13 protein-coding genes are annotated in these 17,855 nt (G+C 70.9%); 9 read left to right on the forward strand and 4 right to left on the reverse strand.

Annotated elements, in window-relative coordinates; genetic code table 11:
• Positions 1-31 precede the first annotated feature (31 nt).
• Positions 32-3,898, forward strand: coding sequence for a protein kinase (locus tag AB0H54_RS09245; protein WP_357344279.1), 3,867 nt, complete (start codon positions 32-34; stop codon positions 3,896-3,898).
• A gap of 42 nt (positions 3,899-3,940) precedes the next feature.
• Here AB0H54_RS09245 and AB0H54_RS09250 read toward each other — a convergent pair whose 3' ends face one another.
• The 3 genes from AB0H54_RS09250 to AB0H54_RS09260 are packed head-to-tail and all read right to left on the reverse strand — an operon-like array spanning position 3,941 to position 7,468.
• A complete protein-coding gene (locus tag AB0H54_RS09250; protein ID WP_357344043.1) occupies positions 3,941-4,450 on the reverse strand; it encodes an NAD(P)H-dependent oxidoreductase in 510 nt (169 codons plus the stop codon).
• A 12-nt stretch (positions 4,451-4,462) separates the two neighbouring features.
• On the reverse strand, positions 4,463-5,128 hold the full coding sequence (locus AB0H54_RS09255; RefSeq protein ID WP_355282699.1) for a hypothetical protein: 666 nt from the start codon (positions 5,126-5,128) through the stop codon (positions 4,463-4,465).
• A gap of 18 nt (positions 5,129-5,146) precedes the next feature.
• A complete protein-coding gene (locus AB0H54_RS09260; RefSeq protein ID WP_357344045.1) occupies positions 5,147-7,468 on the reverse strand; it encodes an FdhF/YdeP family oxidoreductase in 2,322 nt (773 codons plus the stop codon).
• Between the two features lie 327 nt (positions 7,469-7,795).
• On the opposite strand from AB0H54_RS09260, the gene AB0H54_RS09265 reads away from it, so the two are divergent.
• The 8 genes from AB0H54_RS09265 to gatB all read left to right on the forward strand — a co-directional run bounded on the left by AB0H54_RS09265 (position 7,796) and on the right by gatB (position 16,532).
• Positions 7,796-9,037, forward strand: coding sequence for an FUSC family protein (locus AB0H54_RS09265; RefSeq protein WP_357344047.1), 1,242 nt, complete (start codon positions 7,796-7,798; stop codon positions 9,035-9,037).
• 1 nt (position 9,038) lies between these two features.
• Entirely contained in the window at positions 9,039-9,965 is a 927-nt protein-coding gene (locus AB0H54_RS09270) for a LysR family transcriptional regulator (protein ID WP_357344281.1), read from the forward strand.
• Positions 9,966-10,013: 48 nt separating this feature from the next.
• A complete protein-coding gene (locus AB0H54_RS09275) occupies positions 10,014-10,655 on the forward strand; it encodes a DUF1345 domain-containing protein (RefSeq protein WP_357344049.1) in 642 nt (213 codons plus the stop codon).
• Between the two features lie 37 nt (positions 10,656-10,692).
• Positions 10,693-11,502: a formate dehydrogenase accessory sulfurtransferase FdhD gene (gene fdhD / locus AB0H54_RS09280; RefSeq protein ID WP_357344050.1), complete on the forward strand. Its 810-nt coding sequence runs from the start codon at positions 10,693-10,695 to the stop codon at positions 11,500-11,502.
• Between the two features lie 110 nt (positions 11,503-11,612).
• Complete coding sequence (locus AB0H54_RS09285; protein WP_357344052.1) at positions 11,613-12,503, forward strand: hypothetical protein; 891 nt, start codon at positions 11,613-11,615, stop codon at positions 12,501-12,503.
• Between the two features lie 28 nt (positions 12,504-12,531).
• Positions 12,532-13,566, forward strand: coding sequence for an ATP-dependent 6-phosphofructokinase (locus AB0H54_RS09290; RefSeq protein ID WP_357344054.1), 1,035 nt, complete (start codon positions 12,532-12,534; stop codon positions 13,564-13,566).
• Between the two features lie 47 nt (positions 13,567-13,613).
• On the forward strand, positions 13,614-14,987 hold the full coding sequence (locus AB0H54_RS09295; protein WP_357344056.1) for an alpha/beta fold hydrolase: 1,374 nt from the start codon (positions 13,614-13,616) through the stop codon (positions 14,985-14,987).
• 21 nt (positions 14,988-15,008) lie between these two features.
• Positions 15,009-16,532: an Asp-tRNA(Asn)/Glu-tRNA(Gln) amidotransferase subunit GatB gene (gatB, locus tag AB0H54_RS09300; protein WP_357344058.1), complete on the forward strand. Its 1,524-nt coding sequence runs from the start codon at positions 15,009-15,011 to the stop codon at positions 16,530-16,532.
• A gap of 116 nt (positions 16,533-16,648) precedes the next feature.
• Here gatB and AB0H54_RS09305 read toward each other — a convergent pair whose 3' ends face one another.
• Positions 16,649-17,773: a PQQ-dependent sugar dehydrogenase gene (locus AB0H54_RS09305; protein WP_355282726.1), complete on the reverse strand. Its 1,125-nt coding sequence runs from the start codon at positions 17,771-17,773 to the stop codon at positions 16,649-16,651.
• Positions 17,774-17,855: the final 82 nt, after the last annotated feature.

Here is a 17,855-nt window from a genome sequence, read left to right on the forward strand (position 1 = left end):
CTTCGGGCATGCGAGAAGTGGGAGGCGGACGCTGGTGCAGGCACCTGGGTCACGGACGGGGAGCAGGTTCGGTCCGTACGAGTTGCGGTCGATGCTGGGCAAGGGCGGAATGGGTGAGGTCTACGAGGCCTACGACACCGGCAAGGACCGGGTAGTCGCCCTGAAGTTGCTGGCGCCCGAGCTCGCCCAGGACCCCGCCTATCAGGTCCGCTTCCGTCGGGAGTCCCAGGCGGCGGCCAAGCTGGCCGAACCGCACGTCATCCCGATCCACGACTGGGGCGTGATCGACGGGGTGCTGTTCATCGACATGCGCCTGGTCCCCGGTACCGACCTGCGGTCCGTGCTGCACACGGGCGGGCCGCTGAGCCCCGAGCGCGCGGTCGCCGTCGTCGAGCAGATCGCCGCCGCCCTCGACGCCGCGCACGCCGGTGGCCTGGTGCATCGCGATGTGAAGCCCGCCAACATCCTGGTGACGCCCGCCGACTTCGCCTACCTCGCCGACTTCGGCATCGCCCACACCGAGGGCGACAGCGCGGTGACCCAGGCCGGGATGGCCATGGGCTCCTACATCTATATGGCGCCCGAACGCTTCGACGTCGGCCCGATCTCGCATCGCGCCGACGTCTACTCGCTGGCCTGCGTGCTGCACGAATGCCTCACCGGCGCCTCGCCGTTCCCCGCGGCCAGCATGAGCGTGCTGATCCGCGCCCATCTCTCCGAGGCGCCGCCCCGGCCCAGCGAGATCCTGCCCGGCCTGCCCACCACCCTCGACGAGGTCATCGCCCGCGGCATGGCCAAGGACCCGGCCGATCGATACCCCAGTGCGGGCGCGCTCGCGGTCGCGGCGCGGGACGCGCTGGCCGCGGCGATGCTGCAGGGCGGTGCGCCGCTGCACACGCCGGGTACCCGCGGTCCCGTCGGCAGCGGACAATCGCCCTTCGGCGCGGCCGGTGCGGCGTTCGGCGCCGCGGCCTCCGCCACCGGTGCTCGTCCAGTGCCGCCCGGCGGTCTGGCCGCGGGTGCGACGACTGGCGGACGTGCTGTTCCTGGCGCGCCTGCGGGTGCGACGACTGGCGGGCGGGCTGTTCCTGGTGCGCCCGCTGGTGCGACGACTGGCGGGCGGGCTGTTCCAGGTGCGCCCGCTGGTGCGACGTCCGGCGGATCCGCTGTTCCCGGTGCAACGACTGGTGGACGTGTCGTTCCCGGTGCGCCCGCGGGCGCGACGACGGGTGGGCGGGCTGTTCCCGGGGGACGCGCAGTTCCGGGTGGAACTCCTGACGGTGCGACGACTGGAGGACGAAACGTGTCAAGCGGTGCCGCGACCGGTGGCCGTCCGGCTTCCGGCGGAACTCCCGCCGGGCCGACGGCCGGTGGACGCGCCGTCCCCGGCGCGCCGGGGGAGGACGCCCAGGAGCCCACGCCGACGCCGACCGGTGAGTTCCGGGTCGTCGGCGCGGTGACCGCGACCGGCGGCATCGAGACCTCGCGCAGCCAGACCAGCGCGACCGGTGCGCAGCCGACGCTGATCATCCGTCCGCCCGCGGCCGCGCCCGGCCCGGCCGAGACCACCGGCTTCCATCGCATCCCGGTCGAGGGCACCGGCGAGATCTCCATTCCCGCGGTGATCCAGCCGACCGGTCCCGCCGAGATCCGTGTCGCCGACACCCATTTCACCCCGCTCCCGTCGGCGGACGAACCGCCTGCGCCGGAGCCCCCGCCCGCCTACACCCCGGACCAGGGCCTGCCGAAGATGCGCCCGTTCCCGGACGCGCACCTCTACGGCGGTGCCCAGCCCGGCGACACCTCCGGCCCTGTTCCGGCCCCGCCGTTCCCCGGCCCCACCGGTTTCGTGCCGCCCGACCCCGACCGCCCGGCCCCGCCGCCCCGGCTCGACGCACCCTCGGGCCCGGTCCCGCAGCGCGCCGCCCCGACCCAGCGGTTCGGCGGCGACGGCCCCCCGCCGGAAACCCACGGCCCGTCGAATCCGAACCCCCGCTTCGCGCCGACCCAGCAATACGGCGACCAGCCTCCGCGATTCGATTCGTCCGCCGATCTCTTCGACGACAGCCACGCGAATCCCGGTGCCCGACCGGGTGACCCCGCGCGGCCGCTCGGCGACGGCCGCGCGCCCGGTGGCTTCGGCCCCGATGGTCAGCGCTTCGACCACCCGGACGCCCGATTCGCTTCCCCCGCAGGATCGTTCGACGACCCAGGCCCCACCCCGGCACCCCGCTTCGCGCCGACACAGAAGTTCGACGCCGATCAGTTCGGCCCGGACGCCCGGTTCGGCGGCCCGGCGGATGTCAATCCCGCCGCCCCTGACCGGGACCTGTTCGACGACGGACGCCCCACCCCGACACCGGGTTTCGCGCCGCCGCAGAGGTTCGACGGCGAGCAGTTCGGCCAGGACGCGATGGGCGCGGGCGCCCTGTCCGGCGCCCCGGCCCGGTTCGGTGGCCCGGCCGACGACACCGATCCGCCCGCCCGCTTCGCGGCCCCGACCGAACAGTTCGGTGGCGCCCCGGATCGTTTCGGCCCGCCGACCGAGCAGTACGACCCGGCCGATCCGCCGCGCTCCGCGGCGACCCAGCATGTCGGCGGTGCGAACGACCGGTTCGGTCCTCCGATCGACCCGTCCGACGCGCAGCGCTCGGCCGCGACCCAGCATTTCGGCGGCGCTCCGGACGACCGGTTCGGTCGCGCCACGGAGCAGTACGACCAGCCGCGACCCGCCACCGCGCAGCGTCCGGGCACGGAGGATCACTTCGGCCCGGCCACCGAGCACTACGATCCGAAGCAGCCGTTCGGCGGCACTCCGGGCGACGGGTTCGGTCCCGCCACCGAACAGTACGACCCAACGCGATCGCCCGCGGCGCGACCGTTCGGTGGCGCCCCGGATGACGGGTTCGGTCCCGCCACCGAGCAGTACGACCCGCAGCGGTCGGCGGCCACCCAGCACTTCGGTGGCGCCCCGGACGACCGTTTCGGTCCCGCCACCGAGCAATACGACCCGCAGCGGTCGGCCGCCACCCAGCACTTCGGCGGTTCGCCCGACGGTCTGTTCCCCGCGACCGAGCAGTTCGACCCGGCGGGTATCGACGCGCAGCGGTCCGCGCCGACCCAGCACTACCAGGGCGGCGCCGACCCGTTCGACGACCAGGATCCGCAGCGGGCCCAGGCGACCCGGCAGTATCGCGGCGGCGCGGCACCGTTCCCCGCGCACCAGGCGCCCGACGATCCGGCGCGCGCGGCCGCGACCCAGCACTACGCCGGGGGCGCGCCGGATGCCTATTCCCAGTACGACGATCCGCACGGCTCCTACGGCGATCACGCCTACCGCGACCCGAACGATCCGTACGGCCCCGACCCGGGCTACGCGTCGGATCCGGCCTGGCAGCAACGGGATTCGGGGCGCAGGCGCTCGCCGTTGCTGCCGATCCTCGTCGGCGTGCTCGCCGTCGTGGTGCTGGCCATCGGCGGCGCGATCGGCTGGCGGCTGATGTCGGCGGCGGATTCGGCGGAGACCACCAGCGCCGCGCCGAGCTCGGCCGCGCCGGGCAGTACCGGCGGTGCCCCCGGGACCACCGCGCCACGGGCGACCACCGCCGCACCGACCACCTCGGCCGGTCCGGTGACCCTGCCCGCGGGCGCCCAGCCCTGCGAATCCGGTACGGCTGCCGGCGCGTTCGGCAAGGCGGCGGTCGGGACCGCGGTCACCAGCTGCGGCTTCGCCGAAGCGGTCCGGGCGGCCTACGTCAGCGGTGGCACGGCACCGGGTCCGCGACCGGTGGTGGCGGCCAGCCCGGTGACCGGCCGCACCTACACGATGACCTGCACGCCCGAGGGCAAGCTCGTCACCTGCACCGGTGGCGAGAACGCCGTGGTCTACGTCTACTGACCCACGCAACGGCCGCGGCCCGCAACACGGGCCGCGGCCGGGTCAGCTCGCGGACGACGCCACCGCCACCACGGTGTCACCGAGCCGGGTGATGGTGGCCGGATCACTCCACGACCCGGTGATCGACACACCGTCGGCGACCACGTCGGCACCCGCCGCGCGCAACCGATCCGCCATGTCCTGGTTGACCACCTCACCGGGCCCGGCCGTGATCACCGCGACCGGCTTGCCCGCGATCGCCGGCGCCGGGCCCGACCCCGCGTGCGTCAGCCAGGCGATCACGCTCTCGGCCAGCGCGGGCACCGCCGTCGCCTCGTCGGCGAACAGCAGCACGCCGTCGGCCTCCAGTGTCGAGCGGCGCAGCTGGTTGGCGATCAGCGGCCGCCCGTCCTCGGTGTCGAGATCGGCCCGGTAGCCGGGCAGGGTGTCGAGTTCGGCCAGCGTCACCACGTCGACGTCGTTGCGGATCGCGACCCGCTGGGCTTCGGTCGCCAGCTGCGCCGGCGCGGAGTCCGCGCCGGGTGCGGCGACGAGCGCGAGCAGATAGGCCATGGCCGCCCCCACCTACCTGGCCTGCCGGGCGATCTTCTGCGCCGCCGCCTCGATCGCCGCGTCGTCGGCCGCGCTCAGATCGAGGACGCCGATGCCGGTGATCCGGTCGGCCAGCGCGTGATTCGTCTCCTGCAACCGCAGCGCGAAATCCTCGGCCACATCGGACTTCCCGGTGCCGTGCCCGAGCAGCACGAACGACGCGGTGCCGATCTCCTCGAGCAGCGCGACGGCGAGATCGTCGAAGTAGCGCAGATACACCTGGTGATCGTCGTGCCCGGTGTGCCGCTCGACCGTGCGCAGATGCCGGGCGACGGGGTCGGCGTTGCGCACGTCGCGCTCGGTGTCGCTGACGCCGGTGGTGTCCAGGTCGAAGTGCAGGATCCGGGCGGTCTCGGCGTCCATCGCGACGGCGAACAGCGATCCGGCGCCCTTCAGTTCGGGGTGTTCGGCCAGCAGTTGCCGCGCGTGCTCGATGTCGCCGATGGCGACGCGGCCGTCGTGCGGCCGGTGGAAGACCTCGCGGTGCCCGTTCATCCGCACCGCGAGCCGATCACCCGATTCCTGCTCGACCGCGTCGGCGAGGTCCTCCCACAGGGAGACGAACCGGGTCCATTCGAGGTCGCGGGGCGCCGGATGTCCGGTGATCGCCGCCAGCGTCTTGCGGGTATGCGCGTTCACAGTGTTCTCCTCGGCGGGTCAACTCGACAGTGCGACAGTGATTTTCACGCTCTTCATCAGCGGCTGATCGCTCTCGGTGCTGTAGTCGCCGATCGCGCACAGCACGTTCATCTCCGGCATGTACCCGGCGGCGCAGCCCGGCGGGATGTCGTAGGGGACCACCTTGTACCGGTGCAGCGAGCGGGTCGACCCGTCGCGGGCGGTGCTGGTGATATCGACCTCGTCGAACTCCTTCAGCCCGCGTTCGCGCATGTCCTGGTCGTTCATGAAGATCAGCGTGCGCAGGTTCTTCACGCCGCGATAGCGGTCGCTGTCGGAGTAGATGCTGGTGTTCCATTGATCGTGGGACCGCTGGGTGGCCAGGGTGAGCACGCCGGGCGGGTTGATGGTGTCGGGCAGGGTCACCGTGGAGAACTCGGCTTTGCCCGACGGGGTGAGGAAGATCAGTTCGCGCGCGGGCTGACGGATGCGGAAGCCCAGCGGCAGCCGGACCCGGCGGTTGTAGTCCTCGAAGCCGACCAGCGCCTTCGACATCACCTCGCGGATGCGGTCGTAGTCCTCGATGTAGTACTCCCACGGTGTCTTGGTGTGCGGCAGTGTGGCTTTGGCCAGGCCCGCCACGATCGCGGGCTCCGACATCAGATGTTCGGAGGCGGGCTTGCGGATGCCCCGTGACATGTGCACGACCGCCATGCCGTTCTCCATCGAGGTGATCTGCGGACCGCTGCGCTGTTCGTCGCGCTCGGTGCGCCCGATGCAGGGCAGGATCAGCGCGCGCTTGCCGTGGACGACGTGGCTGCGATTGAGCTTGGTGCTGACGTTGACGGTGAAGCCGCACTTCCGGAAGGCCTCGAAGGTATAGGCGGCATCCGGCGCGGCGGCGACGAAATTGCCGCCCATGCCGAGGAAGAACTCGAGCTTGCCCGCCTGCATCGCCTGGATCGTGGACACGACGTCGTAGCCGTTCGCGCGCGGCGGGTCGATCTTGCACACCTGGGCCAGCCGGTCCAGGAACTCCGCGCTCGGATTGTTGTCGATGCCGCACGTCCGGTTGCCCTGCACGTTGCTGTGCCCGCGCACCGGCGACGGGCCCGCCCCCTCACGACCCAGATTGCCGCGCAGGAGCAGGACATTGACGATCTCGCGGATCGTGTCGACGCCGTGCTCGTGCTGGGTGATGCCGAGGCACCAGCTCATGACCGTGCGGTCGGCGTCGCAGTAGATGCCCGCGGCCTTGCGGATCTCGCTCTCGCTCAACCCCGATTGCCGCTGGATCTCGGCCCAGGTGGTGTCCTTCACCTCGCGCACGTAGCCGGCGAACCCGTCGGTGTAGCGCTCGATGAACTCGTGATCGAGCGCCTTGGGGTCGGTCTCGGCTTCTTCCAGTACGTGTTTGGCGATGCCGCGCATCAGCGCGAAGTCGCCACCGATGCGGACCTGCAGGTTCAGGGTGCTGGTCTTGGTGGCGTGGAAGGTGGCCATGTCTACGAAGTCGTGCGGGATGATCGCCTTGCGCGCGCCCGCCTCGACCAGGGGGTTGACGTGCACGATCTGCGCCCCGCGCTTGTGTGCCTCGGTCAGCGCGGTCAGCATGCGCGGTGCGTTGGACGCCGCGTTGATGCCCATCACGAACAGGGCGTCGGCCTTGTCCCAGTCCTCGATGTCGCAGGTGCCCTTGCCGGTGCCCAGCGACGCCTGCAGCGCGCGTCCGCTCGCCTCGTGACACATGTTGGAACAGTCGGGCAGGTTGTTGGTGCCGTACTCGCGCACCATGAGCTGGTAGAGGAAGGTGGCCTCGTTGTTGAGCCGGCCGGAGGTGTAGAACGACGCCAGGTTCGGGTCGGGCAGTTCCCGCAGCGTCTTGCCGACCATTTCGAACGCGTCCGGCCAGCTGATCGGGACATAGTGATCGGTCTCGGCGTCGTAGACCATCGGGTGGGTGAGCCTGCCCTGGTCCTCCAGGTCGAAGTCGCTCCAGGTGGCGAGCTCGCTGACGGTGTGCGCGGCGAAGAACTCCGGGGTGCACCGTTTGTGCGTCATCTCCCAGGCGACGTGCTTGATGCCGTTCTCGCACACGTCGAGCTTGAGGCCGTCGGTCGCGTCGGGCCAGGCGCAGCCGGGGCAGTCGAAGCCGTGCGGGGGGTGGTTCATCTTGAGGATGGCCCTGGTGCCGCTGAGCAACTCGTGCTCCTTGCGCACCATGAAGTTGCTGACGCTCATCGCCGCGCCCCAGCCGGCGGCCGGGTGGTGATAGGGCTTCACCGAGGGCACCGCGTCGCGATCGCCGTTGCTGCTCGGGCCGCTGTCGGGGTCATATGCGGTGTACGGACCGTCAGCCATGGCTGTTCCCTTCGATCGGAAGTGTTCGAAGCCTGTCGGTGCCCGGTTGCGATTCTCTACCGCCGAGGTCACGGATGGGCGTAGGCCCGGTACCGGCCCACCGACATCGAGCGTGTCGCGCGTGGGTTCGAGTGTGCGCCCCCTGGTCCGCCCGCGTCCAAGACCGACTTCCGAGCATCCGATAGGCGGTGCTTATCACCTCAGGTCGGGGCCCGGAAACCGCCTCTCACCTGCAATTTGGTGGTTTGACGCGGGTCGCGGGCTGCGGTGAGGATGGTTCATCGGCTCAGGGGGAGACCGCCCCGTGACCGACCTTCGGAGGACCCCTTGCGCACCATCTCGACCCGGGCGCGGCCGGTGATTCGGCGGTTCACCACCGACATCGATCATCTGCCCGCCGCCCGGGTATTCGTCGGCCTCGCCGTGCCCGGTCTGCTGCTCATCGCCGCGGGCCGCACCGACCTGCTCATCTACGCGGTGTTCGGATCCTTCACCGGTATGTACGGTTTCGCCGAGGCGTCGCGGCAGCGGCTGGTCCATCAGTGCGAGGCGGCGGTGCTGCTGGTCGGCGCGGTCGGCGGCGGCATCGTGCTGGCCCGGCTCGACGCCTCGCCCGCCGTCCTGGTCGCGGCGGTGGCGGTGTTCGCCGCGGTCGCCTCGCCGGTCACCGACCGGCTCGGCCTGCGGCCGGAGGGCCCGTTCTTCGGCATCTTCGCCCTCGGCGCGATCGCGATGGTGGCGGGCGCGCAGCCCGATCCGCTCGCCGCGCTGGCGATCAGCGCGGTCACCGCGGCGCTGTGCGTGGTCGTCGGGTATCTCGAGTCCTCCCGGCGGCAGTGGCGGGCGGGCGCCTGCGTCCTGCCGGTCGCGATCGCGCCGCACCGGGCCGGGCGCGTCTCGATGGTCCAGGCCGGCCGCTACGCGCTCGCGATCTCGATCGCGGGCGGCATCGGGCTGCTGCTCGGCGTCGGGCACGCCAACTGGGCGATGGCGGGTGCGGCGGTGCCGCTGGCCGCGGCGAACTCCCGCGGCCGGATCACCCGCGGACTGCACCGCGTGGTCGGGACCTTCCTCGGTCTCGCGGTGACCGCCCCGCTGCTGATCCCCGGCCCGAGCCCAGCGATGCTGGGACTGGCGATCATCGCCCTGCTGTACCCGACCGAGTTGTTCATGGCCCGCCACTACGCGGTAGCGCTCGGGTTCTTCACCCCGTTGATCATGTCGATGACCGAATTGGCCGATCCCACCGATCCGCTGACCATGCTCACCGATCGCGCGGTCGACACGGTGATCGGCGTCGCGGTGGGCGTCGCGGTGGCCCTGCTGATCCGCGAACCGGCGCACGCCGCGCCCTCGACCTCCCTGCCGATGACATGCGAACCGATGCATACTGTCGACATGGCTGACGACAACCAGTGGTACTACTGCATCAAGCACCATAAGGCCGAACAGGGCAAGACCTGCTGGTACGGCGACCGGATGGGCCCGTACCCGGACCAGGCCACCGCCGAGCGGGCGCTCGAGATCGCCAAGGCCCGCAACAAGGCCGCCGACGCCGAGGACGACTGAGCTGCTGTTCCGCCAACTCGAGTACTTCGTCGCCCTCGCCCGCGAACGGCACTTCGCCCGCGCGGCCGCGGCCTGCTACGTCTCCCAGCCCGCCCTGTCCGAGGCCCTGCGCAAACTCGAACACGAGCTGGGAGTCCCGCTGGTCCGGCGCGGGCGGACGTTCGAGGGACTGACCCCCGAGGGCGAACGACTCGTGTTGTGGGCCAGGCGGATCCTGGCCGACCGCGACGCGCTCGAGCACGAGGTGCGCGCATTGCAGACCGGCCTCACCGGTGACCTGCGGATCGGGGTGATCCCGGCGGCGTCGGGCACAGTCGCCCTGCTGACCGACCCGTTCTGCACCGCGCACCCGCTGGTGCGGATGCGGGTCGAGACCAGCCTGCGCTCGGGCGACATCGTCGAGCGGATCCGGCGTTTCGAACTCGACGCCGGCATCGTCTACGGCGACGGTGTCGACACCGCCGGGCTCACCCGGACCCCGCTCTACGCCGAACGGCAGGTCCTGCTGGCGGGCACCGACCTGCTGGCGGGCCGGTCGGGCTCGATCACCTGGGCCGAGGCGCTCGAGCTGCCGATGTGCCTGCTGCACAAGGGCATGCGCGGACGCGACCTGATCGACGACGCGCTGGTCCCGTCCGGCCTGGTCCCGGCGCCGCAGCTGGAGACCGATTCGGTGGTCTCGCTGCTCGCGCACGTGAGCACCGGCCGCTGGGCCTGCGTGGTGCCGCAGCCCTGGCTGACGATCTTCCCGCCGCCGGCGGGCGTGCGGGTCCTGCGCCTGGACGACCCGGCGGTCACCGCCGGAATCGTGCTCGTCACCCCGGCGGTCGACCCCGGCTCGGTCCTGGTGAAGGCGCTCATCGAGACCGCGCGCACGGCCGGCATCGACGACACCCTGCGGCGCTCGGCGCAGCGGCGCGAGAGTTGAGATCGACATCGGCTATGAATATGTCCGCGTTCGGTACTGTCGCTCGGTATGAGGAACCACCTCGGGATCTCCGCGGTCGGCAGGCTGGTCCGATCGATCCTGATCGGAGCACTGGTCGGGGTACTCGCCGGGGTGCTGTTCGGCCGGGGCGTCGCCCTGAGCGGCCTGATCGGGATCACGATGATGGAGCTGTCCTTCGTCGTCGCGGGCTGGCTGGTGCTGTGGCCGATGACCGCCGAGCAGGCCGAGGCGAACGTGCGGCGCGAGGACTTCCAGCCGTTCGTCGAGGAGATCTCGGTGGTGTCCGCGGCGGCGGGCGGGCTGATCGGCATCGTGGCGATCCTGGTGCTCGGCCGGTCGGAGGAGGGGCATGTCGCGGCGGCGACCGCGCTGGCCGGGGTCTTCGCGGCCTGGGCCGCGGTGCATCTGATGTACGCGGCGCGGTACGCCTTCCACTACTACGAATCACCAACGGGCGGAATAGATTTCAACTCCGACGCGCCGCCTTCGTACCGCGACTTCCTCTACTTCAGCTACAACCTCGGGATGACCTACCAGGTCTCCGACAACAATGTCACCAGTCCGGTGGTGCGGGCCATCGTGCTCCGGCACTGCCTGCTGTCCTACGCTTTCGGCACGGTCATCCTGGCGACGACGATCAACCTCGTGGTCGGCATCGCGACCGGCTGAGCGAACCCACCGCAACCCGACCGATGGGCACCTCCTGATGAGCAGAGTCACCGCACGGCGCAAGACGATCCGGCTGTCACCGACCGGACGGATCCAGCGCCCGGACACCCTGGCGGTGGAGGAACCGCTCGAGATCCGCGTCGACGGGCAGTCGCTCACCGTCACTATGCGCACGCCGGGCAACGACATCGACCTGGTGCACGGGTTCCTGTTCGGCGAGGACATCATCGGCTCGGCCGACGACGTCGTCACCGCCCGCTACTGCGCGGGCACCGACGACGAGGGCCGCAACACCTACAACGTGCTCGACCTGCGCCTGCGCACGCCGGTGCCGCTGCACACCCGCAACTTCCTCACCACCGGCGCGTGCGGCCTCTGCGGCAAGTCCGCCCTCGACGAGGTGCGCACGCACACCCGCTACCCGATCCCGCACGACACCGCGACGGTGTCCACCGACGTCCTGTCCGGCCTGCCCGAACGACTGCGCGCCGGGCAGAAGCTCTTCGACGCCACCGGCGGCCTGCACGCGGCGGGCCTGTTCACCACCGACGGCACCCTGCTCGCGGTGCGGGAGGACATCGGCAGGCACAACGCCGTCGACAAGGTGCTCGGCTGGGCACTGCGGGAGAACCGGATTCCGGCGCACGAGCTGATCCTGGTGGTGAGCAGTCGCGCGTCCTTCGAGCTGGCACAGAAGGCGGTGATGGCGGGGATCCCGATCCTGGCGGCGGTGTCGGCGCCGAGCTCGCTGGCCGTCGACCTGGCGGCCGAGGCGGAGCTGACCCTGGTGGGCTTCCTGCGCGGCGAGACGATGAATATCTACACGGGTGAACATCGTCTGACCTGAGCGTTTCACGGTCGAAGTGGGCGTTCGGCCATACTGCCCAGTACGGTGTCGGGACTGCTACCCCGGCATCGAAGCCCGGGGGGAGTTTAGAAACGAAGATGCTTTACATGATGACGAAAGATCGGCGCACCGTCCGGGTGGTGCTCACCGCGCTGCTCGCGGCTGTCGTGCTGCTCACCGCGGGGTGCGGCACCGGATCGAAGTCCGCGACCCCACCGCGCACGACGACCAGCACCGCCGCCGTCGACCCCGGCGCGGGCGGCGCGGGCGGCAACTTCTCGATCGCGGTGCCCGGCAGCCTGGCCGGCGACTTCAACGTCCTGCAACAGGGTTTCCGCGGCAGCGTGGGACTGGCGGTCATGCCGGTCGGCGGGGACAAGATGGTCACCTTCGGCAACTGGTCCTCCGGTCCGGCCTGGTCGACGATCAAGGTGCCGCTGGCCATCGCCGCGCTCCGCAACAACGCCTCCTACGCCACCGTCGCGACCTCGGCCATCACCGCCTCCGACAACGGCGCCGCCGACACCCTGTGGCAGTCGCTGGGCTCCGGCGCCGCCGCGGCCACCGCCGTGCAGAACGTGCTGCGCGAGGGCGGTGACATCACGACGACGGTGCCGACCACCCGCACCAGGGCCGACGCGTCGGTCTACGGCCAGGCGGAATGGACGCTGGCCGATCAGGTCCGTTTCGCCGCGCACCTGCCCTGCCTGCCGCAGAGCCAGCGCGTGGTCGGCCTCATGCAGCAGATCATCCCGAGCCACCGCTGGGGACTCGGCGCGTTCGGCAGCGCCGAATTCAAGGGCGGCTGGGGTCCCGACCTCACGGGCAAGTACCTCGTGCGCCAGTTCGGGCTCATCGACTCGCCCACCGGCCGGATCGCGATCGCCTTCGCGGCACAACCGGATTCGGGCTCCTTCAACGACGGCATGACCATGCTGGACAAGATGGCGACCCTGATCTCGGGTCATCTCGGCGAGCTCGCCGGAGGTCACTGCGCCTGAACAGCGCTGGTGCGGCAAGATGAACGCCATGCGCATCGGAGTCTTGACCGGAGGCGGAGACTGTCCAGGGCTGAACGCGGTGATCCGGGCTGTCGTCCGCACCGCGAACGGCCGCTACGGCGACGCGATCGTCGGGTTCGAGGACGGCTGGCGCGGCCTCCTAGAGGACCGCAAGATCCGCATCCACAACGACGACCGCACCGACCGGCTGCTCACCAAGGGCGGCACCATGCTCGGCACCGCGCGCACCAATCCGGACGTGCTGCGCGCCGGGCTCGGCCGGATCAAGCGGACCCTCGACGACAACGGCATCGAAGCGCTCATCCCGATCGGCGGCGAGGGCACCCTCACCGCCGCGAGCTGGCTCTCCGACGAGGGGGTGCCGGTGGTCGGCGTCCCCAAGACCATCGACAACGACATCGACTGCACCGACGTCACGTTCGGCCACGACACCGCCCTCTCGATCGCCACCGAGGCCATCGACCGGCTGCACACCACCGCCGAATCCCACCAGCGCGTCATGCTGGTCGAGGTGATGGGCAGGCACGCGGGCTGGATCGCGCTCAACTCCGGCATCGCCGCGGGCGCGCACCTGACCCTGGTGCCCGAGGAGCCCTTCGACGTGGCGCAGGTGTGCGCCCTGATCAAGAGCCGTTTCCAGCGCGGCGACAAGCACTTCATCTGCGTGGTCGCCGAAGGCGCGCATCCCGCACCGGATTCCGGCTTCGCGCTGCGCGAGGGCGGCATCGACGAGTTCGGCCACGAGCGGTTCACCGGTGTCGCCCAGCAGCTCGGCTCCGAGATCGAGCGCCGGATCGGCAAGGAGGTCCGCACCACCGTGCTCGGTCACGTGCAGCGCGGCGGCAGCCCGACACCCTACGACCGCATCCTGGCGACCCGGTTCGGCGTGCACGCCGCGGAAGCGGTGCACGCCGGGCATTTCGGGCAGATGGTCGCGCTGCACGGCACCACCATCGGCCTGGTTCCGCTGTCGGAGGCCACCAAGCAGCTCAAGCGGGTCCCGCCGGAGCGGCTGAGCGAGGCGCAGGCCTTCTTCGGCTGAGCCGTCGCGGTCCTCGACTTTTCGGTGCGCGTCGGTACCGTTGCCGTATGCGTACCGGTCGAGTGATCGTTTCGGTTCTGTTCGTCGTCGCCGCGCTGGTGACGGGCTGTTCCTCGGACGAGGAGGCTGGCCCCGCCGTCCAGGGGCCCTGGCACGGTGACATCGAGGCGCCGGGCGCGCCGATCGCGATCGGCGTGACCTTCGCCGAGAACGGCTCGGCCACCATCGACATCCCGGTGCAGGGCGTGCGCGGCGCGGCACTGAAAGACGTGCGCACCGAGCCGGACCGGGTCGAGTTCACGGTCCCCGACGCACCGGGCGACCCGGGCTTCCGCGGCAAGCTCGACGGCGAACAGATCACCGGCGACTGGGTCCAGGCCGGTCAGCAGGTGCCGCTGGTGCTGCGCCGCGGGCCGGTCGAGAGCGTCGCCAGGCCGCAGGACCCGAAGCCGCCGTACCCGTACCGCAGCGAGGACGTCACCTACCGCAACGGTGACCTCACCATCGCGGGCACCCTCACCGAACCCGAGGGCAGCGGCCCGTTCCCGGCGATGCTGCTGATCACCGGCAGCGGCGCCCAGGACCGCGACGAGGAACTGATGGGCCACCGCCCGTTCCACCTGCTGGCCGACACCTTCACCCGCGCCGGCTACGCCGTGCTGCGCACCGACGACCGCGGCGTCGGCGGCACCGGCGGCAACCTCGACGACGCCACCTATCCCGACCTCGCCGCCGACGCGGCCGCCGGCGTCGCGTTCCTGCGCGCCCGGCCCGAGATCGACCCGGCGAAGGTCGGCCTGTTCGGGCACAGCGAGGGCGGCTATCTCGCCCCGCTGGTCGCCGCGCGGCCCGACAGCAATGTCGCGTTCGCGGTGCTCATGGCCGGTCCCTCGGTGGTCGGCGCCGATGTGCTGATCGAGCAGAACAAGGTGATCATGGCCTCGGCGGGCGCGCCGCAGAACGAGATCGACGCGCAGGTCGACTACGTCACCCAGTGGTCGACGATGCTGCGCGCCGGTGACATCGAGGGTGCCAAGACCTTCGCCCAGCAGCACAACGACTCGCTGCCGCCGGACCAGCGCGCGTCCCAGGAGACGCTCGACTCCTTCAACACCCCGTACATGGCCTCGTTCATCACCTACGACCCGAAGCCCGCGCTGGAAGCGCTGCGGGTGCCGGTGCTCGCCTTCTTCGGCGACAAGGACCAGCAGGTGCTCGCCACGCAGAACGAGCCGCCGATGCGGGCCAACCTGGCGGGCGACCCCGACGCCACCGTGTACACCTTTCCCGGCGTCAACCACCTGATGCAGCCCACCGAAACGGGCAAACCCAGCGAATACTCCTCCATCGAGACCACCATCGACCCGGCCGTGCTGACCTACGTCACCGACTGGCTCACCCAGCGCGTCCCGCCCCGCTAGAGCTTCCTAAGATAGACAGCTATGAGCGCACCCACGGTCGAGTTGATGGACTACGCCGATGTCATCTCCCGGTACGAGCCGGTGCTCGGCATGGAGGTCCACGTCGAGTTGTCCACGGCGACCAAGATGTTCTGCGGTTGCCCCACCGAGTTCGGCGCCGACCCCAATACGCAGGTGTGCCCGGTATGCCTCGGCCTGCCCGGCTCGCTGCCGGTGGTCAACGAGAAGGCCGTCGAGTCGGCCATCCGGATCGGTCTCGCGCTGAACTGTTCGATCACCCCGTGGGGCCGGTTCGCGCGCAAGAACTACTTCTACCCCGATCAGCCGAAGAACTACCAGATCAGCCAGTACGACGAGCCGATCGCCACCGACGGCTTCCTCGACGTGGTGCTCGACGACGGCTCCACCTTCCGGGTCGACATCGAGCGCGCCCACATGGAGGAGGACACCGGCAAGTCGCTGCACGTGGGCGGCGCGACCGGCCGGATCCACGGCGCCAGCCACTCGCTGCTCGACTTCAACCGCGCCGGTGTGCCGCTGATCGAGATCGTCACCAAGCCGATCACCGGCGCCGGTGAGCGCGCGCCCGAGGTGGCCCGCGCGTACGTCACCGCGCTGCGCGAGGTGCTGCGCTCGCTCAACGTCTCGGACGTGAAGATGGAGCAGGGCTCGCTGCGCTGCGACGCCAACGTGTCGCTGATGCCGGTGGGCGCGAAGGAGTTCGGTACCCGCACCGAGACCAAGAACGTGAACTCGCTCAAGAGCGTCGAGGTCGCGGTGCGCTACGAGATGCGCAGGCAGGCGGCCGTGCTCACCGACGGCGGCGAGATCGTCCAGGAGACCAGGCACTTCAACGAAGCCGACGGCTCCACCTCCGCCGGTCGCCGCAAGGAGACCGCCGAGGACTACCGCTACTTCCCGGAGCCGGACCTCGAGCCGGTCGCGCCCGCCGCTGAGTGGGTCGAGGAACTGCGCGCCACCATCCCCGAGTACCCGTGGCTGGTGCGCGCCCGGATCCAGGCCGACTGGGGGCTGTCCGACGAGGTCATGCGCGACCTCGTCAACGCGGGCGCCCTCGACCTGATCATCGCCACCGTCGAGGCGGGCGCCCCCGCGAACGAGGCGCGGTCGTGGTGGGTCGCCTACCTGACCGAGAAGGCCAAGGAACGCGAGGTCGCCCTCGCCGAGCTGCCGATCACGCCCGCGCAGGTGGCCGCGGTGATCGCGCTGGTCGAGGCCAAGACCGTCAACAACAAGGTCGCCAAGCAGGTCGTCGACTTCGTCCTCGCGGGCGAGGGCGAGCCCGCCGCGATCGTCGAGGCCAAGGGCCTCGGCATGGTCAGCGACGACTCCGCCCTGCAGGTCGAGGTCGAGAAGGCGCTGGCCGCCAACCCCGACATCGCCGAGAAGATCCGCTCCGGCAAGGTCCAGGCGGCGGGCAAGATCGTCGGCGACGTCATGAAGGCCACCCGTGGCCAGGCCGACGCGGCCAAGGTCCGCGAACTGGTCCTCGCCGCCTGCCAGCCCGCCTCCCCGGAACTCTAGGCCAGGCTCAGGTGCCGCTGGATCTCCGTCGGCGGCCGGCGGAGATCCAGCGAACCGGGTTCGCCCATACCCGGTGAGTTACCCATGTGCGAGCGAGATCAGTGCCCGCCGATCTCCTAGTCGGGCCCGCCCGCTCCGCCCTGCGGCGGTGGGATGCGCACGACGCGGTCGTCGAATTCGCCCGGGGTGCCATCGGCCTTGTTGATCGTGGTCACCCAGACGCTGCCGTCGGAGGCGGCGGTGGCGCCGAGCAGCTTGCCGTACTTGTCCTGGGCGATCAGTGTGGGCGCGGTGGTGACGGCGTAGGTGTTGGGGTCGGCGGCGATCGCGGCCAGCGCCTTGCCCTCGGACAGGGCCACCGCGACACCGTCACCGGTGGCCGTGCATCCGCCGACACCCGGCCGGTCCGGCCAGGTCCACGAGACGGTCAGGGTGCCCTCGGTGCTCAGATGCTGCAGCCGGTCCTCGGCGGCCGTGCGGTCGGTGACCCACATGCCGTTCTTGCCGTCGCGGCACAGATCGCCCGCCGTGCCGAGACCCGAGGCCACCACCTGCGGGCTGTTGGCGCCGGAGGACGGCGACTCGAGGCGCAGCACCTTGCCGCCGAGTGAGCCGGGATCGGCCGCCGCGCCGGGATTTCCCGCGTCGCCGGTGAGGACGAGCAGCTGGGTGGGCGTCGCCCATTCGATGGCGCCGCGATTCCCGGTGGCGCCCTTCGGGATTCCGGTCAGGATCTCCTTGGGTGCGCCACCGTTGCTGGACAGCCGGACCACCCGGTTGTCGCTGCCGGTGGTGATGTAGGCGTACATCAGCCCGTCCTCGCCGAAGGTGGGCGAGAGCACGATGTCGGAGATGCCGCCATCACCGGAACCGTCGACCGGCACGCTCGCGACCTCCACCGGCGGCTCCTGCGGGGTGCTCGCGTCCACCGGGGTCACCCGCAGGATGCGGCCGGTGCGCCGCTCCGCCACCAGCGCGCCGTCGCCGACCGGGATCAGCCCGGCGGCCGAATCCATGCAGGTCGCGATGACATTCGGGTCGGGATCGATGCACGGCCCGGTCGGCCGCGGTACCTGCGACGGCGAATCCTGCGGCTTCTTCGGCTCCACATTGGACCCACCCAGCGACGGCTCGGTGGTGAACGGGCTCGACGCCGACTCGTCGAACCGGGCGCACCCGGCGACCAAGACGGTGCCCAGTGCCAACCCGATCGCCACGCGGCCCGCGAATACCGAACTCATGGCACAGACGTTACCGGCAGCCGAGTGGGGCTGACACGCCTGTTCCGGGGAAGACCGGCACACCGAGTCGGCACGTCATAGG

The organism is Nocardia sp. NPDC050718, assembly GCF_040654235.1.
Taxonomy (GTDB): Bacteria; Actinomycetota; Actinomycetes; order Mycobacteriales; family Mycobacteriaceae; genus Nocardia.

Excerpts from the sequence above, each read along its gene's own strand:
- AB0H54_RS09250 (WP_357344043.1), bottom strand. The coding sequence starts at position 4,450 with ATGGCCTATCTGCTCGCGCTCGTCGCCGCACCCGGCGCGGACTCCGCG.
- AB0H54_RS09260 (WP_357344045.1), bottom strand. The coding sequence starts at position 7,468 with ATGGCTGACGGTCCGTACACCGCATATGACCCCGACAGCGGCCCGAGC.
- AB0H54_RS09275 (WP_357344049.1), top strand. The coding sequence starts at position 10,014 with ATGAGGAACCACCTCGGGATCTCCGCGGTCGGCAGGCTGGTCCGATCG.
- fdhD (WP_357344050.1), top strand. The coding sequence starts at position 10,693 with ATGAGCAGAGTCACCGCACGGCGCAAGACGATCCGGCTGTCACCGACC.
- AB0H54_RS09285 (WP_357344052.1), top strand. The coding sequence starts at position 11,613 with ATGACGAAAGATCGGCGCACCGTCCGGGTGGTGCTCACCGCGCTGCTC.
- AB0H54_RS09290 (WP_357344054.1), top strand. The coding sequence starts at position 12,532 with ATGCGCATCGGAGTCTTGACCGGAGGCGGAGACTGTCCAGGGCTGAAC.
- AB0H54_RS09295 (WP_357344056.1), top strand. The coding sequence starts at position 13,614 with ATGCGTACCGGTCGAGTGATCGTTTCGGTTCTGTTCGTCGTCGCCGCG.
- gatB (WP_357344058.1), top strand. The coding sequence starts at position 15,009 with ATGAGCGCACCCACGGTCGAGTTGATGGACTACGCCGATGTCATCTCC.
- AB0H54_RS09305 (WP_355282726.1), bottom strand. The coding sequence starts at position 17,773 with ATGAGTTCGGTATTCGCGGGCCGCGTGGCGATCGGGTTGGCACTGGGC.